The organism is Streptomyces melanogenes (assembly GCF_014649795.1).
GTDB classification, from domain to species: domain Bacteria; phylum Actinomycetota; class Actinomycetes; order Streptomycetales; family Streptomycetaceae; genus Streptomyces; species Streptomyces noboritoensis.
The window spans coordinates 611,931-637,783 of the sequence record NZ_BMTS01000002.1 but is presented as its reverse complement, the minus strand read 5'-3'; the positions used below and the strand labels follow the sequence as shown (position 1 = coordinate 637,783).

Here is a 25,853-nt window from a genome sequence, read left to right as displayed (position 1 = left end):
GATCGGATCAGCGGAGAGGAGTCGTGGGGGGCTGGTAGCGCAGGACCGTTCCGTACTCGTTGCGGTCGATCACTCGGAAGCGCGGTGACGCCGACAGTTTGGACGTCAGCTCCGCGAAGCCGCCCGCGGGCAACAGCCCCTCCCCCGCCGTATACACATCCTGCGTATGCGTCAGCAGCACGAACGCCGGTCTGCCGTCCTTGGGCAACCCCGGCTCCAGGAACCCCGCCGGATCCTTCAGCATCCGGATGTTGTCCGGCAGCGCCTGCTCCACGAAGAACCAGTGCTCCAGCTGGTCGTAGCGGTGCAGCGCCATCGGGAAGGAGCCGGTCGCCGCGAGGATCAGCGAGTCGCGCGGCGCCGCGTCGATCACCTTGGTGACCAGCGCCGTCTCGGCGGGCGGGGTGTAGTACATCCGCTCCTTGCCGTAGTACGCGGGCAGGAACCCGGCGACCAGGGCGAGCAGCACGGCGGGCAGCGCCACCGCCGAGATCCGCCGCCGCACCACGGGTGCGACGCCGAAGTACCCCGGCTCCCTGGCCCCGCCCGGCGCCGGCACCAGCGCGGCCGCCGCGAAGAACGCGGCGCCCGGCAGCCCGAACAGATAGACCCGGAAGAGCATTTCGCCGCCGTAGTCGTTGATCGCGAACATCGGTACGGGCGCGATCGAGACCAGCAGCAGCGGCAGCGCGCTCTTGAGCAGTTTGCGCCGGGTCAGCACGGCGAAGGCGGCGAGCGCGGCCACCGCCAGGACCATCACGATGTCCGCCCGGCCCTGGAGGACGGGACCGGGCCCGGTGAGCTCGCCCGCGTACCCCGCCCGTGAGTTGTTGAGGAGGTTGCCCGCGGACTCCTTGAGCGAGTCCAGGGTCTCCACGAACAGCGGGCGGCCCATCGTGAGGTCCCAGACCAGCATGATCAGACCGGTGACGACGAGCAGACCGGGGTTGCGGTAGCGGCGGGTGAGGTTGAGCGCGAACAGGGAGACGCACAGCATCACCGGAGTGAGCTGGTGGGTGAAGTTGATGGCGGCGATCAGCGGGGCGAGGATCACCACGCAGACCGCCCGCTGGCGGGCCGTCGTCGGCGGCGGCACGGACGCGGCCGCCGGGTCCAGGTGCGCCCGCGAGCGCAGGTCCCCGGCCGAGCCGGGGCGCACGAAGTGGCGCAGCACCACGGCGAGCACGGACAGGTGCAGGATCAGCGCCAGGCCCTGCGGCGAGAAGTAGTCCTGGCCCACCCAGTTGGCGACCTCGAAGATCCACACGCCGGTCCACACCAGCCGCCAGTCCTCGGCGAAGGTGCGGTAGACCAGCACCAGGACGGGGATGAGGATCACGCCGTAGAAGAGGGCCGCCCAGTTCAGGTACGACTGGGTGGTCTGCACGCCGAAGGCGCGCACCAGCGCCGAGTTGAGGGTGAAGAAGCCGGGCCACTGGTCGTAGGCGGCCATGTTGCCCGAGAGCGGGGTACCCGGCCGCAGCTCCTGGTTGACCAGCAGGTGCGTGACGACGGCGTCGTGCTTGGAGGCCCACGGGTAGCGGACCGAGTCGTAGAGGATCGCGGTGGGCGCCTTGAGGGCGAAGAGCAGGGCGACGCTGTAGAGGCCGGGCCACCAGGGCGCGGTGCCCGCCCGGCGCAGGCTGACCACGAACCCGGCGGTGAGGACGACGAGGGAGAGGAAGAAGGCGGCGGGCAGCTGGTCGAGCAGGCCCCAGTCGCCCATGTGGCGGTAGTCGATGTGCGGCAGCGCGTACAGCCACAGGGCGGTCGCGAGCACCAACGGCAGCCACGTGAACAGGATCTGAGCTTCGATCAGATCAGGGAGCCCGCGCTTCGAGACGCGCTCGGACTCCCCTTCCTCGCTTGCGCCGCTCTCCGGTGGCAGCTCGCTGCTTCCGGTCGCCGGCGCGGGCACGCGTTGCTGCACAGTGCGACTCCCCCCACGAATGTGGTGCGCGGCCGTCACGCCGCCGTCCCCTGGCTGTCCCTTCAGCGAAGTATAGGAAGCTGCTTCGCCTTTGTGATGCTGTCGTACGGTCCCGGTCCGGGCGTTCGCGCCGGGCCGCTCACCCCGCGAAGACCGGGCCGCGCACAGCCGCCCGCGCCCTGCGGTAGAGCCGCCAGCCCACCGTCGCCGCCGAGTCCCGGTAGGGCGCCACCCGGGCCCCGGCGCCGCGCATCCAGGCCTCGACGTCGGCCGCGGTGTGGCCGCGCCGGACGATCAGACGGGCGATGCGGTACGCGTCGTCGACGTCCGAGCTCAGCGCGTGCCGCACCGCGACGGCGCTCTCGTACCCGGCGGCGCGGGCGGCCCGGCGCACGGCGCCGCTGTTGTAGCCGTGCGGGTACGCGAGATGGGTGACCTCGTGGCCGAGCGCGTCCTCCAACACCGCCTTGGAGTCGGCGAGTTCGCGCCGCAGGGCCTTCGCGGTGAGCGTGTCGAGCTGGGGGTGCGAGACGGTGTGGCCGCCGACCTCCATTCCGTACTCCTCCAGGAGCTTCGCCTGGTCAAGCGTCATCATCGGCGCCGGGGGCAGCAGCGAACGGCCGCTCGGGGCGATGGCGCCGGTGGTGAGGTACGCGGTCGCGGGCAGCCCGCGCGCGGCGAGCGCGTCGGCGGTGGGCCCGGGCAGATCGGCGAACCCGTCGTCGAAGGTGAGCGCGACGGGCCTCGGCGGCAGCGGCGCCCGCCCGGCGAAGTGGTCGGCGAGGGCGCCGACGGTGACCGGGGTGCGCCCGCTCGCCACGACCGCGTCGAGGTGCGCGGTGAACTGCCGTGGCGTCACGGTGAATTCGGCGATCCAGGCGGGCGGGTCGTCCATGACGGCGTGGTACAGGAGGACCGGCACGGGGTGCGTCATCGCGTCGCCTCCCAGGGCCGCCGCAGCCCGCGCACCCGGCGCCGGGCCCGCAGATAGCCGACCGGGCCGTACAGCATGCCCCGGCGCTCAAGGCGGGAGAGGCCGCGCGGCCACGGGTAGTCCTGGGCGCCGTGCTCGCCCGGCACCGACTGCGCGCCCGCGTCCCGGTGGGCGCTGATGGCGCGGGCGTGGGCGAGGCCGCGCGGCAGCCGGGCGAGCAGCGCGGGCAGCAGGGCGGGGCGGCGCACCAGGAGCGCGGTGAGGTAGGCGGTGAGCCCGGCGCCGTACCCGTACGCCTGGTTCTCCAGGTCCTGCCAGGTCTCGCGGTGGTGGTGCCAGACCAGCGCCTCGGGCGTGTAGCCGAGCCGGTGCCCGGCGACGACCACGCGCGCGAACGCGTACAGGTCGTCGCCGCCCCGGGCCGGGGTCCCGGTGCCGGTCGCCGGGTCGAAGCCGCCGACGGCGCGCAGGGCGTCGGCCCGGAAGGCCATGTTGGCGCCGGAGCCGAACCGGCCCGCCGTGAACGGGAACAGCGGCTCGTCGGCGGGCGGCCGGGCCGGGTCGAAGCAGCGCGGCGCGAACCCCTTGGTGAACCCGCCGTGGCTCTCCAGGAGGATCTGCGCGGGTGTGCGCAGCCGGGCGGGCAGTATCAGCCCGGTCGTGCAGCCCAGGCCCGGGTCGGCGGCGAAGGGCGCGGCGAGCGCGCTCAGCCAGCGCGGGTCGGCGACCACGTCGTCGTCGGTGAACGCCAGAATCGTTCCCTCTGCCACGGCCACGCCCCGGTTGTGCGCGGCGGCGAGGCCGGGCACGGGCTCGCGGACATAGCGCACGCCTTGCGCCGCGTAGCTTCCCTCGACGAGCTCGCGGGTCTGGGCGGTCAGCGGGTTGTTGTCGACAACCACGATCTCGTAGTCCGGGTGGTCCTGGGCGAGCAGCGAGTCCAGCGCGCGGGCGAGCTGCCCGGCCCGCTCGCGGGTGGCGACGACGACGCTGGCGCGCGGCAACCGCACCGGCGTCGCGGGCCGCCCGTCCGGCGGCACATGCCCGGCGAGCTGCTTGCGGGCGGCGGCGGCCAGCACCTCGGCGGCGTCCTCACCGGGTCTCACCCGGCCGATCACGGTGCCGACCGGGCGGCCCCGGAACCGGACGAGGACGTAGACCTCCCCCTCCCCGACGGGCGGCCCGCCGGGCGCGGGGGCCAGTGAGAGCACCCCGCCGTCGAGCCCGTCGAGGTCCAGCTCCCCGACGCCGATGCCGCCCTGGACCCCCTGCTCCCGGACAAGCGCCTCGGCCTCGGGCATGAGCGGCGCGTGGGCTCTGTATGCGTGTGCGTGTGCCGTACGACGTGACATGGCGACTCCCCCGTGATCTTCAGGGTGGTGCGGCGGGTCTAGCGCCCACCGCGCAGGCGGCCCGCCTGCTTCAGCGTGCGCTGGGCGAAGGCGGCGAGCGCGGGCCGCTCCCGGACGAACCCGTGCGCGCGGCGGGACGGCTCACGGCCCAGCCAGTGCAGTGCGGCCCCGGCCCCCGGCCGCACCGCCGCGCCCTCGTACACCGGGATCTCCCCGGTCTTCAGCCCGTCCTTGTACTCGGCGGCCCCCCGCCCCAGGTCGAGCACCCCGATCCCGGCGGCCGCCGCCGCCCCGGCCATCCGCAGATGCAGGACGAGCCCGGGCGAGTACTTGGCGAACTCCGGGTCGTACGAAGGGAACCAGCACGACAGGACCGTCCGCGAGCGCAGCCCGAAGTGGGCGGCGACCGGGCGGTCAGCCGCATAGAGGACGGACAGGACGCCGGAGCAGCCGGGCGCGCCGGTGTGCGCGAGGTAGCGCACCAGGGTGCTGATCCACTCCTGCGCGAACCGGTCGCGGCGGCCGGTGCGGCGGTACTGCGCGGACTTCCACGCCATGAGCTGCCGCAGCGCCGCCGGATCCCGCTCGTCGAAGACGAACCGCACCTCGCCCGCCTGCCGCCCCAGCTTGCGCTCCTTGGCGGCGGTGGTGCGGAAGAACTTGGGCGAGCGCTCGCGCAGCCCGCTCTCGTACGCCTCGTACCCCGCGCCGACGTCGACGACGAAGGAGGGGTACGAGTCGGCCGCGCCCCGGACGAACAGCTCCTGCCCGGCCTCCAGATTGTCGAACTCCCAGGCGGAGAGGGAGCAGGCCCGAAGCAACTCGTGGGCCTGCAAGTCGAGTTCGGGCCGAGCGACGATCCCCTGACAGTCGGACACCCCGAACCCGATGGCCCGCCCGCGTCCGAACCGCCCCTTCTCGAAGGGGAAGAAGGCGGCGGGTTCACCCCCCTCACGGACCACCGCGACCCGCGCCGAGGGCCGCACATGGGCGACGGCGAGGGTGAACTCGGGCTCCATGAACGGGTTCGCGGGCGCGCCCGACTTAGCCCGTATCTCCCGCCAGAGATCCAGCTCCCCGGCGTTCAGCTCCCCGGGTCTGACCACCCGGATCCGGCCACCACGTCCACTGCTCAACTCGACCCCCCGGTCTCCCCGTGAGCATGTGCCAAGGACGGTACCGGGGGAAATGTCGGGAGGGTAGCGGGTCGGCCGTCTTGTAACCGTACGGTGAAAGTCGCCCGGTAGTCGCCCTAGTCGGCGAGCGCGGCGGTGACGGCCGCTTCCGCGTGGAGGCGGGTGGTGGGGAACACCGGTACGGGGCTGTGTTCCTGACGGATCAGCAGCTCGATCTCGGTGCAGCCGAGGATGACGCCTTCGGCCCCTTCGGCGACGAGCCGGGTGATGACCTCCTGGTACGCGGCCCGCGACTCGTCCCGGACCACGCCCAGGCACAGCTCCTCGTAGATGACGCGGTGGACGAGGGCGCGGTCGTCGGCGTCCGGGGTGATGACCTCAAGGCCGTGCGAGCGGAGCCGGTCCCGGTAGAAGTCCTGCTCCATGGTGAAGGCGGTGCCGAGGAGGCCGATACGGCGGATGCCCCGGGCCCGTACGGCCCCGGCGGTCGCGTCGCCCAGGTGCAGCAGCGGTACGGAGACGGCGGCGGTGACCTGGTCGGCCACCTTGTGCATGGTGTTGGTGCAGATCAGCACGAGGTCGGCGCCTGCCGCCTCCAGGCCCTTGGCGGCCGCCGCCAGGACGTCGCCCGCCCGCTCCCACTCCCCCGCGCGCTGGAACTCCTCGATCTCGGCGAAGTCGACGGAGTGCAGGACGCAGCGGGCGGAGTGCAGTCCGCCGAGCCGTTCGCGTACGAGCTCGTTGAGGAGCCGGTAGTACTCCGCGCTGGATTCCCAGCTCATTCCGCCGATCAGTCCGATGGTCTTCATCCGGCCACTCTAGGCTGGGCATGATCGATTGGGATCGTCGCTTGACTCGATGAAGCTCGATGAAGCTCGACGAAGGGTGGGGACGCGGATGTTGACCGAGGTCGCGGGGATCAAGGTGCCCGAGGGGCACGCGGCGGAGGCGGCGCGGCTGGTCTGCGCGGAGTACGCGGACGAGGCGCTGTACCACCACTCGGTGCGGTCGTACTTCTTCGGTGCGGCGTGGGCGGAGGAGCGGGGCCTCGACTACGACCGGGAGCTGTTCTTCGTCTCCTCGCTCCTGCACGACCTGTCCCTCATGCCGCCCTTCGACAGCCACACCCTGCCGTTCGAGGAGGCGGGTGGCCATCTGGCCCGCGTCTTCACGGCGGGCCTCGGCTGGCCCGACGCGCGCCGCGACCGGGCGGCCGAGCTGATCGTGCTGCACATGCGGGACGACGTGTCGCCGGAGGTGGACGTGGAGAGCCGGCTGCTGCAGGTGGGGACGAGCGCGGACGTGTCCGGTACGGGGCTTTCGGCGTTCTCCCCCGCCTTCCAGGCGGAGCTGGTGGCCGCGTACCCCCGACTGGGCTTCGCGTCCAAGTTCGTATCCCTGTTCCACGACCAGGCCCGGCGGAAGCCGGGGTGTGCGGCGGGGGAGCTGGTTGCGGGGGGTTGGGAGACGCGAGCACTGGGGAACGGCCTGGACCGGGCGTAGCCCCTCCCCCCTCCTCCCCCCCACGCCGCTGTGGGCATGCGTGCCGCTAGGGGCGGCACGGGTGGGCACAGCGGCGACCCGCGTGCGCGGGTGAGCACTCCCCCCACCACGACCGGCGCCGCGGGAACGGGCTGGGGCCGGGCGGGTTGCACTTGGCGGCGTGCGCCGCGTGCCGCTGTGCCCACCCGTGCCGCCCCAGCGGCACGATTGCCCACAGCTAGGTAGGTGGATAGGTAGGGCAGGCAGGTGGGCAGGTAGCCGCGTCGTGCCCTCGTCCCGCGCTCCCCCAGGAGGTCCCGTGTCTCACCCCGTCATCGCCGTGACCGGCGCCAGTGGAGCCATCGGTGGGCGTGTAGCCCGGCGGCTTGCCGAGAAGGGGGTCGCGACGCGGCTGGTTGGGCGGCGGGCTGAGCGGTTGCCTGAGCTGGTCGGGGCCGTCAAGGCCTCGGGTGCTGCTTTCGGGGACCTGGACGCCATGCGGGGCGCGCTCGCCGGGGCCGAGGACATGCTGATGGTGTCGGCTCACGAGAGCCCCGGCCGCGTACAGGACCACATCACCGCCGTGGACGCCGCCGTCGCCGCCGGCGTACGCCGCATCGTGTACGTCTCGTTCCTCGGCGCCGCCCCCGACGCCACGTTCACCTTCGCCCGCGACCACTGGCACACCGAGCAGTACATCCGGGGCACGGGCCTGGCGTACACGTTCCTGCGGGACAGCCTCTACCTGTCCGGGCTCGCCGCGATGGCGGGACCGGACGGGGTGATCCGGGGCCCCGCCGGGGACGGCCGGGTCTCGGGCGTGGCGCACGACGACATCGCGGACGTGGCCACGGCGGTGCTGGTGGGGGAGGGCCACGACGGCGTCACTTACGACGTCACCGGGCCCGCACCCCTCACCCTCGCCGACGTCGCCGCCGAGCTCAGCCGGGTCACCGGCCGGGAGATCACCTATCTGCCCGAGACCCGCGAGGAGGCCTTCGCCTCACGGGCCGGGTACGGCGCCGAGGAGTGGGAGGTCACCGGCTGGGTGAGTTCGTACGAGGCGATCGCCGCCGGGGAGATGGCGACGGTCGCCGACACCGTGCCCCGGCTGACCGGCCACCCGGCGCAGTCGTTCGCCGCGTACCTGGACGCCCACCCCAGGGCCTACCGGCACTTGATGCCCTGACGCCAGACGTCGCTGATCAGCGGCACACCGGGCCGGTAGGCGAGGTGGACGTGGCTCGGGGCGTCGAGCAGCGCGAGGTCGGCGCGGGCGCCCGGCGCGATCCGGCCGACGTCGCTGCGGCGCAGCGCGGCCGCGCCCCCGGCCGTGGCGGCCCAGACGGCCTCGTCCGGGGTCATCTTCATGTCCCGTACGGCCAGCGCCACGCAGAACGGCATCGAGGACGTGAACGAGGACCCCGGGTTGCAGTCCGTGGACAGCGCGACGGTCACCCCCGCGTCGAGCAGCCGCCGGGCGTCGGGCCACTGCGCGCGCGTGGAGAACTCGGCGCCGGGCAGCAGGGTCGCGACCGTGTTTCCGTTCGCCAGCGCGTCGACGTCGGCGTCGGTGAGGTGGGTGCAGTGGTCGGCGCTGGCCGCGTCGAGCTCGACGGCGAGCTGGACGCCGGGGCCGTACGAGAGCTGGTTGGCGTGGACGCGGGGGATGAGGCCCTTCGCCTTGCCCGCGAGGAGGATCGCGCGGGCCTGGTCCCCGTCGAACGCGCCCTTCTCGCAGAAGACGTCGACCCAACGGGCGTACGGGGCGCAGGCGTCGAGCATCTCACCGGTGACGAGCGCGACGTAGGCGGCGGGGTCGTCGGCGTACTCAGGGGCCACGATGTGTGCCCCGAGGTAGGTGACTTCGTCCGTGTGCTCGGCCGCGATGCGCAGGGCGCGGGCCTCGTCCTCGACGGTGAGCCCGTACCCGGACTTGGTCTCGAACGTCGTCGTCCCCTGGCGCAGGGCCTCGCCGATGTACCGGGCGACGTTCGCGCCCAGCTCGGCGTCGGTGGCGGCGCGGGTGGCGGCGACGGTGGTCCGGATCCCGCCCGCCTTGTACGCCTGCCCCGACATCCGGGCGTTGAACTCCTGGGTGCGGTCGCCCGCGAAGACGAGGTGGGAGTGGGAGTCGACGAAGCCGGGGATCGCGGCGCGGGCGTTCGCGTCGTGGGTGGTGTCGGCGGCGGGGGCGTCGCTGCTCCGCCCTACCCAGGCGATGGTGTCGTTCTCGATCACGACTGCGGCGTCTTCGATGAGGCCGAGGGGGGTGGGGCCGAGGGTGGGGTCGTTGGTGACGAGGGTGGAGATGTTGGTGACGAGGGTGGTGGTCATGTGCTGCTCCTGTCCGGTGGTCGGCGTTCTTGTCCCCCACCCGCCCCTTCCCGAAAGCCCTCGGGCGGGCGGCCGGGTTCGTTGGCTGCGGACCGTACTGGGTTGCTCGCGCAGTTCCCCGCGCCCCTGAAACGCCCCTACGGGGCGCCCTGGGACTGCCGCGCAGCGGCATCCAAGGGGCGCGGGGAACTGCGCGACCAGTTGGGGACGGCCCGCAGACGAACGGCACCCGTGGGGGCTAATCCCGTAGGGACGTGATCGCCTCCGTCAAGGCCGCCCCCGCGTCCGGGACCGACACGTGCACCCCGTCCCGCACCACCGCACGCCCCCCGACCACCACATGCCGTACATCCGCCGCAGACCCCGCGAACACCGCCGTCTCCGCGCCAAGACGCGGCACCGCACCCGCCGTGCGGGGCGACGACAGGTCCAGCGTCACCAGGTCGGCGAGCGCGCCCGAAGCGATGCGGCCCGCGTCGGCCCAGCCCAGGGCCGCGTGCCCGTCCGCCGACGCCGCCCGCAGCAGCGCGGCCGCAGTCCAGTGCCCCCGCGTCCGCGTCCGCAGCCGCTCGTTCAGCTCCATCGCCCGCGCCTCCTCCAGGAGGTCGATCACGGCGTGGCTGTCGCTGCCCAGCGAGAGCGGGGATCCGGCGCGCTGGAGGGCCACGGCGGGGCCGATGCCGTCCGCCAGGTCCCGTTCTGTCGTCGGGCACATGCAGGTGCCCGTCCCGGACCCGCCGAGCAGCGCGATGTCCTCGTCGGTGAGGTGGGTGTTGTGGACGCCCGTCGTCCGCGCGCCCAGCACCCCGTGGTCCGCGAGCAGCCGCGTCGGGGTGCGGCCGTGCGCGGCCAGGCACGCCTCGTTCTCGGCGATCTGCTCGGAGAGGTGGACGTGCAGCGGCGCCTCCCGCTCCTCGGCCCACGCCGCGACGTCCCGCAACTGGTCCGCCGGAACGGCCCGTACGGAGTGGATCGCCGCTCCGATCCGTACCCCGTCGCGCGGCTTCAGCAGCGACACCCGCTCGGCCCACGCCCGCGCCGTGCCGTCGGAGAACCGCAGCTGGTGCGTGTTCGGAGGCTCGCCGAAGCCGGAGGACAGATACGCCGTGTCGAGCAGTGTGATCCGGATCCCGGCGTCCGCGGCGGCCGCGATCAGCGCCTCGCCCATCGCGTTCGGATCGGCGTACGGCGTGCCGCCGGGCGCGTGGTGGAGGTAGTGGAACTCGCCCACCGCCGTGACCCCGGCCAGCGCCATCTCCGCGTACACGGCCCGCGCCAGCGCGTAGTACGACTCGGGCGTGAGCCGCGCGGCGACCGCGTACATCGTCTCGCGCCAGGTCCAGAACGTGCCCGAGCCGACCTGGACCGTGCCGCGCAGGGCCCGGTGGAAGGCGTGCGAGTGGGCGTTGGCCAGGCCCGGCAGGGTGAGGCCGCGCAGGGCGACGGCGCCGGGGGGCGGCGCCTCGACTCCCGTGCGGACGGCGGAGATCCGGCCGTCCGCCACCTCCACCAGCACGCCGGGCTCCACCACGGGGTCGAGCCAGGCGTGCTCCAGCCAGTACGACGTCACCTGCACGCCAGACCCTCCAGTACGTCGGCGAGTGCGAGCACCCCGGCCACGCAGTCGTCCTCGCCGGCGAACTCGGCCGGGGAGTGCGAGACGCCGGTGGGGTTGCGTACGAACAGCATGGCGGTCGGGACCGTCCCGGAGAGGATTCCGGCGTCGTGTCCGGCGCCGGTGCCGAGGACGGGGGTGTGCCCGCCGAGGATCTTCGCGAGCTCGTCGCGCAGGGCGTGCCCGAACTCGACGACGGGCGTGAACGACTCCCGTACGACGGTGAGGTCCACGCCGTCCCGCTCGGCGCGGTCCCGGGCGGCGCGCTCGATCGCCGTGACGACGGTGTCGAGGGTCGCCTGGTCGGCGGCGCGCGAGTCCAGCCAGCCGCGCACCAGCGACGGGATGGCGTTGACGCCGTTGGGCTCGCAGGAGATCTTGCCGAAGGTGGCGACCGCGCCCGCGAGTTCGGCCTCGCGGCGGGCGGCGAGGACGGTTTCGGCGTACGTGAGCATCGGGTCGCGCCGGTCCACCAGGCGGGTGGTGCCCGCGTGGTTGGCCTCCCCGGCGAAGTCGAACCGCCAGCGGCCGTGCGGCCAGATCGCCGAGGCGATGCCGACGGCGTCGCCGCTGAGGTCGAGGGCGCGGCCCTGTTCCACGTGCAGCTCGACGAACGCGCCGATACGGGCGAGGCGTTCGGGGTCGGGGCCGATGGCGTCCGGGTCGTAGCCCGCCGCCTCCATCGCCTGCGGGAGGCTGATCCCGTCGCCGTCGCGCAGCCGGTGCGCGGCCTCGACGGTCAGCTGCCCGGCGGCGAGCCGCGAGCCGACGCAGGCGAGGCCGAAGCGGGCGCCCTCCTCGTCGCCGAAGTTGACGATGGCGAGGGGGCGGGTCGGTACGGCGCCGCGCCTGCTCAGTTCGTCCAGGGCGGCGAACGACGATACGACGCCGAGGGGGCCGTCGAAGGCGCCGCCGTCGGGGACGGAGTCCAGGTGGGAGCCCGTGACCACGGCGTCGCCGGCGGTCGGGTCGCCGGCCCAGGCCCACTGGTTCCCGTTCCGGTCGAGCTCGTAGGTGAGCCCTCGGGCTTCGGCCTGTGCGCGGAACCAGGCGCGGCACTCGGCGTCGGCGCCGGTCCAGGCGAACCGGCGGTAGCCGCGGGTGTCGGCGTCCCGCCCGATGGGGGCGAGGTCGCGCCACATCTCGTGGAACGAGGGAGTCTCCCCCACCCCGCCCCTTCCCGAAAGCCCTGGCCGGGCGGCTGTCGTTTGTCCGCGGACCGTGGTGGGCTGGTCGCGCAGTTCCCCGCGCCCCTGAGGGGCGGGGCCTGCGGCCCCAGCCCCCTCACCCTCCGCCGAGGCGTCCTCGGTCACTCCGACTCCCGCATCGGGACCCGCACGCCCCGCTCGTCCGCGACCGACTCCGCGATGTCGTAGCCCGCGTCGACGTGGCGGATGACTCCCATCCCGGGGTCGTTCGTCAGGACGCGGCGGATCTTCTCGCCCGCCAGCGCCGTCCCGTCCGCCACCGTCACCTGGCCCGCGTGGATGGAGCGGCCCATGCCGACGCCGCCGCCGTGGTGCAGGGAGACCCAGGACGCGCCGGAGGCGACGTTGACCATGGCGTTCAGGAGCGGCCAGTCCGCGATCGCGTCCGAGCCGTCGAGCATCGCCTCGGTCTCGCGGTACGGGGACGCCACCGAGCCGCAGTCGAGGTGGTCGCGGCCGATCGCCAGCGGGGCCGCCAGCTCGCCGGACGCCACCATGTCGTTGAAGCGCTCGCCCGCCTTGTCGCGCTCGCCGTAGCCGAGCCAGCAGATGCGCGCGGGCAGGCCCTGGAAGTGGACGCGCTCGCCCGCCATCTTGATCCAGCGGTGCAGGGACTCGTTCTCCGGGAACAGGTCCAGGATCGCCTTGTCCGTCTTGGCGATGTCGGAGGCCTCGCCGGACAGCGCGGCCCACCGGAAGGGGCCCTTGCCCTCGCAGAACAGCGGGCGGATGTACGCGGGGACGAAGCCGGGGAAGGCGAACGCCCGGTCGTACCCGGCCAGCTGGGCCTCGCCGCGGATCGAGTTGCCGTAGTCGAAGACCTCGGCGCCCGCGTCCATGAAGCCGACCATCGCCTCGACGTGCTTGGCCATGGACTCACGGGCGCGGGTGGTGAAGCCCGCCGGGTCCTTCGCCGCGTACGAGGCCATGTCGTCGAAGTCGACGCCGACGGGGAGGTAGGCGAGGGGGTCGTGGGCCGACGTCTGGTCGGTCACGATGTCGATCGGCGCGCCCTCGGCCAGCATCTGCGGCAGCAGCTCCGCCGCGTTGCCGAGCAGGCCGATGGAGAGCGGGCGACGGGCGTCGCGCGCCTCGACCGCCAGCTCCAGCGCGTGCCGCAGGTTGTCGGCCTTGACGTCCAGGTAGCGGTGCTCGATGCGGCGCTCGATGGCGCGCGGGTCGACGTCGATACAGATCGCGACGCCGTCGTTCATCGTCACGGCGAGCGGCTGCGCGCCGCCCATGCCGCCGAGCCCGGCGGTCAGCGTGATCGTCCCGGCGAGCGTGCCGTTGAACTTCTTCGCCGCGACGGCCGAGAAGGTCTCGTAGGTGCCCTGGAGGATGCCCTGGGTGCCGATGTAGATCCACGAACCGGCCGTCATCTGGCCGTACATGGTGAGGCCGAGGGCCTCAAGGCGGCGGAACTCCTCCCAGTTCGCCCAGTCGCCCACCAGGTTGGAGTTGGCGATCAGGACGCGCGGGGCCCACTCGTGGGTCTGCATCACGCCGACCGGGCGGCCGGACTGGACGAGCATCGTCTCGTCCTGCTTGAGGGTCCGCAGGGTGCGCACCATCGCGTCGAAGGAGCGCCAGTCGCGCGCGGCCTTGCCGGTGCCGCCGTAGACGACGAGCTTGTCGGGGTGCTCGGCGACCTCGGGGTCGAGGTTGTTCTGGAGCATCCGGAGGGCGGCTTCCTGCTGCCATCCCAGGGCGCTCAGTTCCGTACCGCGCGGTGCCCGTACGGGGCGGGGTCCTGACATGGCGAGGCCTCCTCACGACGTGACTCAGATATTCACATCCTGGCCGTCTGAATAGAACTAGTCAATAGACCGGGTGGGGGGAAGGCGGAGGAGGAGCGCGGATTCGGGGCGTATCCCTGCGCCGCCGCACCGCCGGTGCTTGGCTTGATCCCATGACCGACACACCGGCGGCGGAGCGCCGCGACCAGGCGGTGCGGGCGGCCGTGGAGCAGGGGCTCGTCGGTCCGGACGCCCCGCTCGCCGCCCTCCTCGACGTCACCGGCATCCGGCTCGGCGCGGCCGCGCTGACCTCGGCCTTCGCGGCCGTGACCGACGCGCCCGTGCTGCACGCCTTCGCCGTCAAGGCGTGCCCGCTGGTGCCCGTGCTGCGGCTGCTGGCGAGCGAGGGGCTGGGTGCGGAGGTCGCCAGCCCCGGCGAGCTGGCGCTGGCCCGCGCGGCCGGGATCGGGCCCGCCCTCACCGTCCTGGACTCCCCCGCCAAGACCCCCGCCGAGCTGCGCGAGGCCCTCGCCCTGGGGATCGCCGTCAACGCCGACAACCCGCAGGAGCTGGCCCGCCTCGACGCGCTGGTCGCCTCCGCCGCGACCGCCTCGCCGCTGGGCCTGCGGATCAACCCGCAGCTGGGCGCGGGGTCCATCGGCGCGCTCTCGACGGCGACGCGGACCTCGAAGTTCGGGGTGGGGCTGCGGGACGAGGGGGCCCGGGAGTGGATCGTGGAGGCGTACGCGGCCCGCCCCTGGCTCACCCGGCTGCACACCCACGCGGGCTCCCAGGGCGTGCCGCTCGCGCTGATGGCGGAGGGCGTGCGGACGGCGTACGAGCTGGCCGAGGAGGTCAACGCGCGCGTGGGCCGCCGCCAGATCGACACGGTCGACCTCGGCGGCGGGCTGCCGGTGAACTTCGCCTCCGACGAGGAGAGCCCGACGTACGAGGAGTACGCGCGGCTGCTCCTGGCCGAGGTCCCCGGCCTCTTCGACGGCTCGTACGCGCTGGTGACCGAGTTCGGCCGCTCGCTGCTCGCCAAGCACGGGACGGTGCTGGCGCGGGTGGAGTACGCGAAGACGTCCGGGGGGCGACCCATCGCGGTCACCCACGCGGGCGTCCAGATCGCGGCCCGTACGGTGTACGCGCCCGCCTCCTGGCCGCTGCGGATCGCCGCGTACGGCCCGAAGGGCCGCCCCAAGCCCGGCCCGCCCGTCCTTCAGGACGTGGCCGGTCCGGCCTGCTTCGCGGGCGACCTGCTGGCGGAGGCGCGGTTGCTGCCGCGGCTTGAGCAGGGGGATTACGCGGCGGTGCTGGACACCGGGGCGTACTACTTCGCCCACCACTACGCGTACAACAGCCTCGCCAGGCCGGGCGTCTACGGCTTCACCGCGTCGCCGTCGGGCGTCCGCTTCGCGGTGGTCCGCGAGCCGCAGTCCCTCACGGAGATCGTGACGGAGTCGGGGGGTGCGACCCCGGATGCGCTGCTCTAGCGAGCGGCCAGGACGCGCTTTCGCCTGCGGCCTGGTGGGTGGCTGGTCGCGCAGTTCCCCGCGCCCCTGAAAACCCTCGTTCGTCTGCGGACCGTGGCCGGTTGCTCGCGCAGTTCCCCGCGCCCCTAAAAGCCTGTGGCTGAGCCGAGTTCTCCAGCTGCGGCCTACTACCTAGGGGCGCGGGGAACTGCGCGACCAGTTGGGGACGGCCCGCAGACAAACAACCGGCCCGATAAGGGGCGCGGGGAACTGCGCGCTCAGCCACCCACGGGCCGCAGGCGAACAGCGGCCCCGGGGGGCACGGCCTACTCCACGAACAAGCCGCGCCCCGCGGCCCCCGCGTCGAACTCCTCCAGGCGGGCCTGCGCGTCCGGCAGGTCGTCGCACATGGCCTCCAGGAGCACACGGCCAAGGAGCATCGGGGCACAGGCCGTGTCGAAGGCGAGGCCCGTGCCGACGGCGGCCGGGATCAGCAGGTCACTGTGGCGCGCCACCGGCGCGAACGCGGAGTCGGCGACCGTGACCACCCTGAGCCCCACGGACCGCGCGTACGCCAGCGCGTCCACCACCTCCCGAGGATGCCGCGGCAGCGCGAAGCACAGCAGCGCCGACGCCCCGGCCCGGCGCGCCGCGTCGATGCGGTCCACCAGCATCGAGCCGCCCTCGTCGAGCAGCCGTACATCGGGGTGGACCTTGGCCGCGAAGTACGCGAAGCCGCGCGCCTGCGAGGAGGCCGCGCGCAGACCGAGCACCGGCAGCGGCCGGGACGCGGCGAGCAGCCGCCCCGCCTCCTCGACCGGCGCCGGATCCGCGAGCAGGCCCGCCAGATGCCGCAGGTTCTCGATCTCGGCCTGGACCGCCTGCTGGTACTCGTTGTACTCGTCCTCGCCCTCCTCGGGCGCGGCCGCGGGCACCACCTCGCGCAGATGGCGGCGCAGCGCCGGGTACCCGTCGAAGCCCAGCGCGACCGCGAATCGCGTCACCGACGGCTGGCTCACCCCGGCCAGCTCGGCCAGCTCCACGCTCGACAGGAACGGCACGTCGGCGGCCCTGCGCACCATGGAGTGGGCGATCCGCCGCTGGGTCGGCGTCAGCCGACGCCCCTCGAAGAGCTGTTGCAGCCGTGCGGCAGGCCCGTCGCTCATGCCGTCCCCCCTTCGTCACGCCCGGAGCCCGGCACGCCCGGAACTCCACGATATTCAGTCGCCCAGCACTCTGCATGACCATATGCAGACGGGCAAGTACGGGGGCTATCCCCACTGCGCCCGCGCCGCCCGCTCCGTACCGTGGGGAAGCATGGAAGCCCGCGACGCCGACCTGAGAAAAGAACTCGACGCCACCCTGCACGCCCGCAGGGAGCTCGGCGAGGAGTACGAGCCCGCGCTCGTCGACTCCTTCCTGGAGAAGGTGGAGCAGCGCCTGGACCCGGCGATCGACCGCCGGGTGCGGCGCCAGCTCGCCGAACAGCAGATGGTGGTGGCCCGCGGCGGCCGCCCGTCCGGCCAGAGCCCCGACCTGGGCTTCGGCGAGCGGTTCGGGTTCGGCATGATCTCGCTGGTCCTCGCCATCCCGCTGTCCGCGATCGGCGCCGTGAACGCGGGGCTGAGCGGCCTCTTCGTCACCTGGCTCGGCATCTTCGGCGTGAACGCCGTGCACGCCGCCCGCCCGTGGCCGTGGCCGCGCCGCCACCGGGGCGACGAGGACTGAGAAGACTGAGCGCGGGGACCGCCGCACCCCCGGTCGCCCGGGGGGCGGGACGACGGCGGTCCCCGCGCGGGACACGGTCCCGGGTCAGGGCCGGTCGCCGCGTCCTGGGCGTCGGGAGGTCCGGGAGCCGCTCCGGAGGTCCTTGACGCCGCTGGTGGTGCCGGCCGGGTCTCCCCCGCCGACATCCACCAATGTGCCGCACTCGTGTTAAGCCGGTGCTGCGCGGACATGTCGCGCTCGTACCAATTCCGCGACCAACGCGACGGACCGTCAACTGACGCGGGGCGTACGGCGGTCGGGCGTACGGGCATACGGGCATACGGGCGTCAGGGGTGGGCCGGATGCGCCGGGTGCGCGGTGGACGGCTCGGTGGCGGTCAGCCGCCGCCGGCGGCGGTGCTTGAGCAGCGCCCAGGGCGCGCGCGCCCCGCTGACCTCGGTGCCGGGCTCCGCCGCCGCCTCGGCCGCCGCCTTGGCGACCGGCAGGATGTCCTCGTCGCGGTCCGCGTCCAGCCGGTCGGCGTCCGGCCACAGCCCGAGCGAGGCGCAGAGCGTGGGCAGCACGGCCATCGCGGCCGTCGCGTACCCCTCGGCCGACGGGTGGTAGTTGTCCGGCCCGAACAGCTCGCGCGGGTTCGCCTCGAACTCGGGGCCCAGCAGATGGCCCAGCGAGACCGTCCGCCCGCCCTGCTCGACCACCACGATCGTCTGCGCGGCCGCGAGCTGGCGCGAGACCCGGCGGGCCAGCCAGCGCAGCGGCTGGTAGACCGGCTCGACCGAGCCGAGGTCGGGGCAGGTCCCCACGACCACCTCGGCGCCCGCCGTCCGCAGCCGCCGCACCGCGCCCGCCAGATGGCGTACGGAGGTGGTGGGCGGCATCCGGTGGGTGACGTCGTTCGCCCCGATCATGATCACGCAGACGTCGGGGATCCGGGCCGGGTCCCCGAGCAGCAGCGAGACCTGGCGGTCCAGGTCGTCCGACTGGGCGCCCGGCTGCGCCACGTTCCGCAGCGTGACCATCTGCTCGGCCACCGCCGCCAGCCCCGAGGCGAGCAGCGCGCCCGGGGTCTGCCCGGCCCGCCGCACGCCCTGCCCGGCGGCCGTGGAGTCCCCCAGGACGCCCATGCGCAGCGGGGGCGTGCCGTTGGCGAACGCCACTCCGTACAGTCCGTCGGCGCTCGGCGGGTGCGGGGCGGTGCCGCCGCCCACCGACCGTTTGGCCAGCGCCGCCTCGGCGAGCAGCACGCCGACCGCGGCCGTGGCGAGCAGCCCGATCCCGCCCCCGCCGAACGCCGCGCCCGCCGCGATCCGGCGGGCCACCCTCGCCCTCGAACCGGCCGAAACCCCGGCCGACACGGTCGACACACTCCCAGCCACCGCCACCTCCTTGGAGCCGTACATCAGCTACCTGCCCGGTGACAGGTGTCGCTCAATCCCGCCGTGAGGTGAACGGGCGCTCGCTCTGCGCATACGCTGGCGGCACCATCACGGAGACCCCGGAGACAACGGTGCAATTCCACGACTCGATGATCAGCCTCGTCGGCAATACCCCGCTGGTGAAGCTCAACAGTGTGACCGCGGGCATCCAGGCGACCGTCCTGGCCAAGGTCGAGTACTTCAACCCGGGCGGGTCGGTCAAGGACCGGATCGCCGTGCGCATGATCGAAGCGGCGGAGCAGAGCGGTGCGCTCAAGCCGGGCGGCACGATCGTGGAGCCCACCTCGGGCAACACGGGTGTCGGTCTTGCGATCGTGGCCCAGCAGAAGGGCTACAAGTGCATCTTCGTCTGCCCGGACAAGGTGTCGCTCGACAAGATCAACGTCCTGCGTGCGTACGGGGCCGAGGTCGTCGTCTGCCCGACGGCGGTCGACCCGGAGCACCCGGACTCGTACTACAACGTCTCGGACCGGCTGGTGCGCGAGACGCCCGGTGCCTGGAAGCCGGACCAGTACAGCAACCCGAACAACCCCCGCTCGCACTACGAGACCACCGGTCCCGAGCTGTGGGAGCAGACCGACGGGAAGATCACGCACTTCGTGGCGGGCGTCGGCACCGGCGGCACGATCTCCGGCACCGGCAAGTACCTCAAGGAGGTCTCCGGCGGCTCCGTGCGCGTCGTCGGCGCGGACCCCGAGGGCTCGGTCTACAGCGGCGGCTCCGGCCGTCCGTACCTGGTCGAGGGCGTGGGCGAGGACTTCTGGCCGACGGCGTACGACCGTCAGGTCACGGACGAGATCGTCGCGGTCTCGGACAAGGACTCGTTCCAGATGACCCGCCGCCTCGCCAAGGAGGAGGGGCTCCTGGTGGGCGGCTCCTGCGGCATGGCGGTCGTGGCGGCGCTGCGGGTGGCGGAGGGCCTGGGTCCGGACGACGTGGTCGTCGTCCTGCTGCCCGACTCCGGCCGCGGCTACCTCTCCAAGATCTTCTCCGACGAGTGGATGGCCGGGCACGGCTTCCTGGAGGAGGCGGGCCCGTCCGCCCGCATCGGCGACGTCCTCGCCGACAAGGAGGGCGCGATGCCGTCCCTCGTCCACATGCACCCCGAGGAGACGGTCGGGGAGGCGATCGAGGTGCTGCGCGAGTACGGCGTGTCGCAGATGCCGATCGTCAAGCCCGGCGCGGGCCACCCCGACGTGATGGCCGCGGAGGTCATCGGCTCGGTGGTGGAGAAGGAGCTCCTGTCGGCCCTCTTCGCCCAGCGCGCCTCGCTCTCCGACCCCCTGGAGAAGCACATGAGCCCGCCCCTGCCGCAGGTCGGCTCGGGCGAGCCGGTCTCGGAGCTGATGTCGGTCCTGGGCGAGGCGGACGCGGCCATCGTCCTGGTCGAGGGCAAGCCGACGGGCGTGGTGAGCCGCCAGGACCTGCTGGCGTTCCTGGCGAAGTAGTTCCACCGGGTTGGGGGGGCGCCGCACCTTTCGGGGTGGGGCGCCCCCTCGCCTGCTCAGCCTTGCGAGTTGCAGGCGGCGCAGCCGACGTCGAAGGGCTTGCGCGTGGTGAGGTCGACCCTGAGGGTCACTCCCCGGCCATGCCGACAGAACCGACGGGGACGCCTCCCCGGCCGCCGTTCCGTCCGATGCCCCTCCCAGCGCTCCAGCATGTCGCGATAGCGCGGGTCGTTCCACACGCGCCTGGGCCGGTCCGCACGCTCGTCACTCACTGCGATTCCTTCCTGGCTGACCGTAGTTCACTCTAAGGGTCGAGCGTCGTATCGCCGTCCCCCTCAGCCGCCTTCGGGGGCCGAACACCCCGATCCGCCCTCGGTGCACTCGCTGTGCATGCAGTCGGCGGAGACCAGAACCGCCCCCTGCGCCTCCTTGCACCACAGGTACAGGTCCGGGGCGAACCCGGCCCGCTGCACGGCATTCAGCGTCCGCATCACGGCGACGTCGTCATGCCTCTTCGTCGCCGGCGTCTCGGGCACGTAGTGGACGAACGCCCCGAGCTCGTCGGCCAGCTGTTTGTACGTCCGCGTGTCCTGGATGAGGGCGTGCCACCCCTCGTCGACGATGCGCGCGGGCCGAAGAGCGAGCCCAGGGGTCCGGTTGGCCGCCGCCGCGGCCACGAACTTCAGGGCTTCGTCGACGATTCGCCCCGCCATGGCCTCGTCCACATCGACGTTGGCGCGTCGCACGACACGAACGGCCGCGCCGAAGCCCTCGTCCGAGATCAGATGCCGGGCGCTCGGCTTCAGTTCACCGGCTGCCCCCGGCTCAGTGAGAACGGTCACTGCTTTCCCTTTCGCTCGTGGGGATGCACGGCACTTTGCTTCGCCCTGATCACACGCTTCGCGGACAGCTCGTACGTCACCTCTTCGTGGTCGACCCGGAAGCGGACGCTCTCACCGGCTACGAGAGACCCGGCCACCAGCCACTGCCTGTTGTCGTCGTCCCGCCACGCCGCGAGCTGAGCGGAGGCCGGTGAATCCCGCTCCAGCCGCCAGACGAGCAGCGACGCCTGAGCGCGCAGCCACGAGGTGGCCAGGAGCAGGGAAGGGGTGCGTGCCGCACCGAGCGCCCTTTCCTCGCGCGCCTCGGCGCCCTCCGAGGCGACCGTGACCCTGCACTGGTACTCGACGTCAGCCATTCCCCGTCTCCCCACAGGCGCGGGCATCGCGTCTTGCGTTCATGATCGGCAGCTCCGTTCCCCGATGGTGTCTCCTGCCTCTACGCAACCGCACGACCACGCACAGCGGTACCGTTGCGCTAGTGCGGCGGTTTTAAATCGTTTAACGGGCTTACGGGCGCCGGGAGTTGAGAGATCATGGCGAGCGAGCCGAACCAGCATCTGCAACGCCTGTTCGCGGAGAGCGGCTGGACCCTCAGTCAGTGCGCCAGGGCCGTGAACCAGGTGGGCGGGGAAACCGGTACGGCCTTGCGGTACAACGCCTCCGCCGTCCATCACTGGCTGGGCGGGACGACTCCCCGGGGCGACGTACGGAGGATCATCCTTGAGGCGTTCTCCCGTCGCCTCCATCGTCCAGTGACCCCCGCCGACGCCGGATTCGCGGCTTCAGCCGGTCAGCCCGACTCGCTGCCGGATACGGTGGATGGGCTGATCGAACTGGGGAAGGACGACATGGACCCGTCACGCCGCAGCGTCCTCGGAGTCGGGCTCTTCTCCGTCGCGCTCGCGGTCCCCGGCTGGCCGGACGTGGTGAGCCGTGCCGAAGCGATCCAGACAGGGAAGATCAAGCACATCGGCATGACCGACGTCGACATGGTCGTGGCGATGACCGAGCGCGTATCCGACCTGGACGACGAGTTCGGCGGGCGGTACGCGCGTCCGATGGCCGCCGCCTTCCTGGTCAACATCGTGGCACCCGGCCTGCGTGCCGACGGCCCCGAGGCGGTGAAGGACGCGATGCGGTCAGCCGCCTCGGACCTTTGCTACCTGACCGGCTACATGGCCGTCGACGAGGGGCTCCACGGACTGGCACAGGGCTACTACCTCAAGGCCCTGGAGCTCGCCAGTGCGGCGAAGGACCACCTGACGTACTGCACCACGCTGCGCGGAATGAGCGTGCAGGCGGTAGATCTGGGGCACGGCCGGACGGCCATGCGGCTCGCGGACTCGGCAGCGGCGGCCTCTCCCCAGGCGGGTCCACGGATGCGGGCCTTCCTCGCGGGCCAACAGGCCCACGCCGCAGCGCAGATCGGTGACCGTCACGCCGCGCTGACCTACTTGCGTGAGGCCGAGGCGGCGATGGACAAGGCCGAGTCACGGGCCACCACGTTCGCGTCGTACAACCCGTCTTCCCTCGCGTACCACGTGGGCCAGGTCAGGTACGAGCTCGGAGACGTGAAGGGTTCCATCGCGGCGCTGGAGGAGTCCGACAAGCTCCGGCACCACACGTTCCGCCGCAACCGCGTGCGCTATCTGTCCATGATGGCCGAACGCCAGCTGGAGCTGGGCCACCTGGAGGCGGCCTGCGACACGTGGGGGCAGGTCGTGGAGATCTACCCCCACGTTCAATCCGGGCAGTGCGACCAACGCGTCACGACGATGTACGAGCGCATCCGGCCCTACCTCAAGAACCAGCACGCTCGCGCTCTGTACGAGCGGGCGCGGCTCGTCACGCTGGTCCCGCTCGGTGCCTGACGGCCGTCTCGCAGACGCCTACAGCGAAGCGATGACCCGGTCCGCCAGGATGTACACGCTCTCCTCGCCGCACGAGAACGTCAGGGCGTACGCGCCCGAGATGCCCGAGCCGCCGAGCAGCACCGGGGTGTCGCCGTCGCGCAGGGCCTCGGCGAGGCGTTCGGAGGTTTCGCGGTGGCCGGGGGTCATGCACAGGGTGGTGCCGTCGGTGAAGACGTAGACGTCGAGGGTGCCGAGCGGGCCGGGGCGTACGTCCGCGAGGGCCGTGCGGGCCTCGGCCAGCTCCTCCAGGCGCGCGACCGTGGACTCGTGGTCGGCCACGACCGGCGTCTGGACCGGGACGAAGTCGGGGTGCGAGGGGTGGCGGCGGCGGGCCGCGGCGAGCTCCGGGGAGTCTTCGGGGAACTCCTCGTACGGCTCGGCGCCCAGCTCCACGCCCTCCAGACCGACGAAGTCGGCCTGCCGGGGGAGGAACAGGGAGGCGTCGTCCCCGAGGCCCGTGAGGCCACCCAGGAGCGACGGGGCGTCCGCCGCGTCCCGCGCCTCCTGCGCGGCCCAGAACGCGCGCGCCTCGGCGAGCTCGCGCTCGCGCTCCTCGGCGAGCGCCTCGGCGACCGCCGCGCGTATCTCGGCGAGCGGGGCCTCCGCGCCGCGCGCCTGGTGGGGCACGGTGGCGGACCGGCCGGCGTTCGTGGCCGCGAGGTCGGCGCGCAGCGCCACGACCTGCTTGCGCAGCCCGTGGGCGGCGTGCAGGGCAGCGGCGCCCACGGCCGTGGCAGCGGCCGTGGTCAGCAGCAGGGCAAGAGACATGGCGCTCACTGACTTACTCCCGGATTCAAACGATTCCCCGACTTCCTACATCAGCTTGTCGGGCGCCCGCTCCCCTTGTCAGTGCATTACGTCACGAAACGGACAGGTCTTTGTGCCTGGTGTTTATCCCCGCGACCCCTGAAAACCCTGTGACCTGCGGGAACGCATCTCCCCCGGGATGTACGTCACATCCTGGGGGAGATTCGGTCACGAAGCGGACGCGGCGGGGTTGAAGGCGATGCCGGAAGGGGTCACCCCGCCGGGGCATCGCCGATGCCCCCCGCCGCAGCGTAGGTCCTAGTCAGCTCAGCCGCTCGATGACCATGGCCATGCCCTGGCCGCCGCCCACGCACATCGTCTCCAGACCGAACTGCTTGTCGTGGAACTGGAGGGAGTTGATGAGCGTGCCGGTGATGCGGGCGCCCGTCATGCCGAAGGGGTGGCCGACGGCGATGGCGCCGCCGTTGACGTTCAGCTTGTCGAGCGGGATCTCCAGGTCGCGGTAGCTCGGGATCACCTGGGCGGCGAAGGCCTCGTTGATCTCGAACAGGTCGATGTCGCCGACGGTCAGGCCCGCGCGCTTGAGGGCCTGCTTCGACGCCTCCACCGGGCCGAGGCCCATGATCTCGGGGGAGAGGCCGGTGACGCCGGTGGACACGATCCGGGCGAGCGGGGTCAGGCCCAGCTCGCGCGCCTTGGTGTCGCTCATGATGACCAGCGCGGCGGCGCCGTCGTTCAGCGGGCAGCAGTTGCCGGCCGTGACCAGGCCGTCGGGGCGGAAGACGGGCTTGAGGCCCTGGACGCCCTCCACGGTGACGCCGGCGCGCGGGCCGTCGTCCTTCGAGACGACCGTGCCGTCCGGGGTCGTCACCGGAGTGATCTCGCGCTCCCAGAAGCCGTTCTTGATGGCTTCCTCGGCGAGGTTCTGCGACCGTACGCCGAACTCGTCCATGTCCGCGCGCGTGACGCCCTTGGCGCGCGCCAGGTTCTCGGCGGTCTGGCCCATCGCGATGTACGCGTCGGGGACCAGGCCGTCCTCGCGCGGGTCGTGCCAGGAGGCGCCCTCGCTCTGGGCGACCTCGGCGGTACGGGCCTCGGCCTCGGCGAAGAACGGGTTGTGGGTGTCCGGGAGGCCGTCGCTCGACCCCTTCACGCTGCGGGACACCATCTCGACGCCCGCCGAGATGAAGACGTCGCCCTCGCCCGCCTTGATGGCGTGCAGCGCCATGCGGGAGGTCTGGAGCGAGGAGGAGCAGTAGCGGGTGATCGTGCAGCCCGGCAGGTGGTCCATGCCCATCTGCACGGCCACGATGCGGCCCAGGTTGTGGCCCTGCTCGCCGCCGGGGAGGCCGCAGCCGAGCATCAGGTCGTCGATGTCGCGCGGGTCGAGCTCGGGGATCTTGGCGAGCGCGGCCTGGATGATGGTGGCGGTGAGGTCGTCCGGCCGCAGATCCTTCAGCGAGCCCTTGAAGGCGCGGCCGATGGGGGAACGAGCAGTCGAAACGATCACGGCTTCGGGCATCAAGGGCTCCATGGGGGCGGCGGGGCGGGCTTCTTCGAGACCTCGGGGACTCTCTGGGAAGTTACCCGTACGTACGGAATTGGTCATCGGGAGGCGCGTGTGATGCGGGCCTCTTTTCTAAGCGGTCGCTCAGCGGGGTCGAGTCCTTCACCGCGTGCCCGTCCCGTTCCCGGTTGCGAGACCTGCGGAGACTTGCGACGTCCTGCGGAGGCCGTCACCCTCCCCTACCCGAACGCCCGCCCCACAGCCCCCTCCACCAGCCCCACCGCCTCCTCCAGCCCGTCGGCCGGCGCCGCCCCCGTCCGAAGCGCCTCGGCCAAATCGCGGCCCGCCACCGCCACTTGGTCGGCCACCGCGAACGCGCCCGCGTCCGGCATCTCGCGTGGAGGGGTGTCGGGGGTCTCGGCGCGTTGGGCGCGGGTCGACAATTCCCTGGCCAGGGACAGGGCTTCGGTCGCGGCGCCGCGGCGCAGGCGGCTTTCGGGGGCCGCGCGGAGGCGGTCGGCGAAGCGGTCCACGGCGGCGAGGAGCGGGGTGACATCTAGCACGCCGCGACCCTACGCGCCGCCCCGGGACTGTTGCCAATACGCGAACGCTCAGGCACGGTGACGTGAAGGACCCTCCCCGGCTTCCCGGGCTCCGCCCGGGCAGGGGACCCCCAGGCAATGCGTCCGGAGGCGCCGATGTCCCAACTGTTCTCCGAAGAAACCCATCGCAACCTGCTCTCCCGCATCCCCCATTGCACCGGTCGTGAAGTATCCGACTGGCTCCGCACCGTAGACGAAGGCCCTTCCCTCGTACGGTTCGAGGAGAAGGTCAGCTGGCTCCGGAGCGAGCACGACCTCGCCTACGGCCACGCCAAAGCGATCATCCATGAGTACGACCTGAGGCGGGCCGCGCGCCGCCTGCTTTAGGGCTCCAGGACTCCAGGAAGGGAAGCCCGTACGGCCTCTGTGTTCCGCCCCGCCGATCCGACCCCCGGCGGGGC

Annotated in this window: 23 protein-coding genes; 7 read left to right on the top strand and 16 right to left on the bottom strand. The window is 72.7% G+C overall.

All coding sequences use genetic code 11. From position 1 onward, the window contains the following. Positions 1-7 precede the first annotated feature (7 nt). The 5 genes from IE252_RS06775 to IE252_RS06755 all read right to left on the bottom strand — a co-directional run bounded on the left by IE252_RS06775 (position 8) and on the right by IE252_RS06755 (position 6,161). Positions 8-1,930: a hypothetical protein gene (locus IE252_RS06775; protein WP_190088342.1), complete on the bottom strand. Its 1,923-nt coding sequence runs from the start codon at positions 1,928-1,930 to the stop codon at positions 8-10. A 139-nt stretch (positions 1,931-2,069) separates the two neighbouring features. After that, a complete protein-coding gene (locus IE252_RS06770) occupies positions 2,070-2,864 on the bottom strand; it encodes a polysaccharide deacetylase family protein (RefSeq protein ID WP_229848035.1) in 795 nt (264 codons plus the stop codon). Continuing rightward, positions 2,861-4,165: a glycosyltransferase family 2 protein gene (locus IE252_RS06765; RefSeq protein ID WP_190088341.1), complete on the bottom strand. Its 1,305-nt coding sequence runs from the start codon at positions 4,163-4,165 to the stop codon at positions 2,861-2,863. The genes IE252_RS06770 and IE252_RS06765 overlap by 4 nt, the downstream gene beginning before the upstream one ends. Before the next feature lie 89 nt (positions 4,166-4,254). Then, positions 4,255-5,352 carry a GNAT family N-acetyltransferase gene (locus tag IE252_RS06760; protein ID WP_190088340.1) on the bottom strand — a complete coding sequence of 366 codons (1,098 nt, stop codon included), beginning with the start codon at positions 5,350-5,352 and terminating at the stop codon, positions 4,255-4,257. 116 nt (positions 5,353-5,468) lie between these two features. Then, on the bottom strand, positions 5,469-6,161 hold the full coding sequence (locus tag IE252_RS06755; protein WP_190088339.1) for an aspartate/glutamate racemase family protein: 693 nt from the start codon (positions 6,159-6,161) through the stop codon (positions 5,469-5,471). Between the two features lie 88 nt (positions 6,162-6,249). Between IE252_RS06755 and IE252_RS06750 the strand changes: the two genes are divergently transcribed. Together IE252_RS06750 and IE252_RS06745 are read left to right on the top strand one after the other, a co-directional pair. After that, a complete protein-coding gene (locus IE252_RS06750) occupies positions 6,250-6,855 on the top strand; it encodes an HD domain-containing protein (protein ID WP_190088338.1) in 606 nt (201 codons plus the stop codon). A 298-nt stretch (positions 6,856-7,153) separates the two neighbouring features. Beyond that, complete coding sequence (locus IE252_RS06745) at positions 7,154-8,023, top strand: SDR family oxidoreductase (RefSeq protein WP_190088337.1); 870 nt, start codon at positions 7,154-7,156, stop codon at positions 8,021-8,023. Here the strand turns inward: IE252_RS06745 and hutI are convergent. The 4 genes from hutI to hutU all read right to left on the bottom strand — a co-directional run bounded on the left by hutI (position 8,002) and on the right by hutU (position 13,754). Next, entirely contained in the window at positions 8,002-9,171 is a 1,170-nt protein-coding gene (gene hutI, locus IE252_RS06740; RefSeq protein WP_190088336.1) for an imidazolonepropionase, read from the bottom strand. The genes IE252_RS06745 and hutI overlap by 22 nt on opposite strands. Before the next feature lie 238 nt (positions 9,172-9,409). Next, positions 9,410-10,747: a formimidoylglutamate deiminase gene (locus tag IE252_RS06735; RefSeq protein ID WP_190088335.1), complete on the bottom strand. Its 1,338-nt coding sequence runs from the start codon at positions 10,745-10,747 to the stop codon at positions 9,410-9,412. Continuing rightward, entirely contained in the window at positions 10,738-11,928 is a 1,191-nt protein-coding gene (locus tag IE252_RS06730; protein WP_190088439.1) for an allantoate amidohydrolase, read from the bottom strand. Before IE252_RS06730 ends, IE252_RS06735 begins: the two co-directional genes overlap by 10 nt. A 167-nt stretch (positions 11,929-12,095) precedes the next feature. Beyond that, the gene (gene hutU / locus IE252_RS06725) at positions 12,096-13,754 is read right to left on the bottom strand and encodes a urocanate hydratase (RefSeq protein WP_190088334.1); all 1,659 of its coding nucleotides are present in this window, start codon (positions 13,752-13,754) and stop codon (positions 12,096-12,098) included. 152 nt (positions 13,755-13,906) lie between these two features. Between hutU and IE252_RS06720 the strand changes: the two genes are divergently transcribed. Further along, positions 13,907-15,229 (top strand): type III PLP-dependent enzyme domain-containing protein, encoded by a 1,323-nt coding sequence (locus IE252_RS06720; RefSeq protein WP_190088333.1) that lies wholly within the window; start codon positions 13,907-13,909, stop codon positions 15,227-15,229. Between the two features lie 305 nt (positions 15,230-15,534). Here IE252_RS06720 and IE252_RS06715 read toward each other — a convergent pair whose 3' ends face one another. Next, positions 15,535-16,374, bottom strand: a complete 840-nt coding sequence (locus IE252_RS06715) for a MurR/RpiR family transcriptional regulator (RefSeq protein WP_190088332.1) — start codon at positions 16,372-16,374, stop codon at positions 15,535-15,537. A 151-nt stretch (positions 16,375-16,525) separates the two neighbouring features. On the opposite strand from IE252_RS06715, the gene IE252_RS06710 reads away from it, so the two are divergent. Continuing rightward, the gene (locus IE252_RS06710) at positions 16,526-16,936 is read left to right on the top strand and encodes a hypothetical protein (RefSeq protein ID WP_190088331.1); all 411 of its coding nucleotides are present in this window, start codon (positions 16,526-16,528) and stop codon (positions 16,934-16,936) included. 326 nt (positions 16,937-17,262) lie between these two features. On the opposite strand, the gene IE252_RS06705 is transcribed toward IE252_RS06710, so the two are convergent. Beyond that, the gene (locus IE252_RS06705) at positions 17,263-18,255 is read right to left on the bottom strand and encodes an SGNH/GDSL hydrolase family protein (RefSeq protein WP_190088438.1); all 993 of its coding nucleotides are present in this window, start codon (positions 18,253-18,255) and stop codon (positions 17,263-17,265) included. A 188-nt stretch (positions 18,256-18,443) separates the two neighbouring features. Between IE252_RS06705 and IE252_RS06700 the strand changes: the two genes are divergently transcribed. Then, positions 18,444-19,820 carry a cystathionine beta-synthase gene (locus IE252_RS06700; protein WP_190088330.1) on the top strand — a complete coding sequence of 459 codons (1,377 nt, stop codon included), beginning with the start codon at positions 18,444-18,446 and terminating at the stop codon, positions 19,818-19,820. A 335-nt stretch (positions 19,821-20,155) separates the two neighbouring features. Here the strand turns inward: IE252_RS06700 and IE252_RS06695 are convergent, their stop codons facing one another. Both IE252_RS06695 and IE252_RS06690 read right to left on the bottom strand, forming a co-directional pair. Continuing rightward, positions 20,156-20,662, bottom strand: coding sequence for a glycine-rich domain-containing protein (locus IE252_RS06695; RefSeq protein ID WP_190088329.1), 507 nt, complete (start codon positions 20,660-20,662; stop codon positions 20,156-20,158). Further along, positions 20,659-21,018, bottom strand: coding sequence for a hypothetical protein (locus IE252_RS06690; protein ID WP_190088328.1), 360 nt, complete (start codon positions 21,016-21,018; stop codon positions 20,659-20,661). Before IE252_RS06690 ends, IE252_RS06695 begins: the two co-directional genes overlap by 4 nt. A gap of 177 nt (positions 21,019-21,195) precedes the next feature. Here IE252_RS06690 and IE252_RS06685 point away from each other — a divergent pair, with 177 nt between their 5' ends. Continuing rightward, positions 21,196-22,533, top strand: a complete 1,338-nt coding sequence (locus tag IE252_RS06685) for a tetratricopeptide repeat protein (protein ID WP_373298511.1) — start codon at positions 21,196-21,198, stop codon at positions 22,531-22,533. Between the two features lie 18 nt (positions 22,534-22,551). On the opposite strand, the gene IE252_RS06680 is transcribed toward IE252_RS06685, so the two are convergent. The 3 genes from IE252_RS06680 to IE252_RS06670 all read right to left on the bottom strand — a co-directional run bounded on the left by IE252_RS06680 (position 22,552) and on the right by IE252_RS06670 (position 25,413). After that, positions 22,552-23,343 (bottom strand): hypothetical protein, encoded by a 792-nt coding sequence (locus IE252_RS06680; protein WP_190088436.1) that lies wholly within the window; start codon positions 23,341-23,343, stop codon positions 22,552-22,554. A gap of 301 nt (positions 23,344-23,644) precedes the next feature. Beyond that, positions 23,645-24,865, bottom strand: coding sequence for an acetyl-CoA C-acetyltransferase (locus IE252_RS06675; RefSeq protein WP_101388636.1), 1,221 nt, complete (start codon positions 24,863-24,865; stop codon positions 23,645-23,647). Positions 24,866-25,089: 224 nt separating this feature from the next. After that, positions 25,090-25,413, bottom strand: coding sequence for a hypothetical protein (locus tag IE252_RS06670; RefSeq protein ID WP_190088327.1), 324 nt, complete (start codon positions 25,411-25,413; stop codon positions 25,090-25,092). A gap of 135 nt (positions 25,414-25,548) precedes the next feature. Here IE252_RS06670 and IE252_RS06665 point away from each other — a divergent pair, with 135 nt between their 5' ends. Further along, positions 25,549-25,779, top strand: a complete 231-nt coding sequence (locus IE252_RS06665; protein WP_101388640.1) for a DUF4287 domain-containing protein — start codon at positions 25,549-25,551, stop codon at positions 25,777-25,779. The last annotated feature ends 74 nt before the right edge of the window (positions 25,780-25,853 follow it).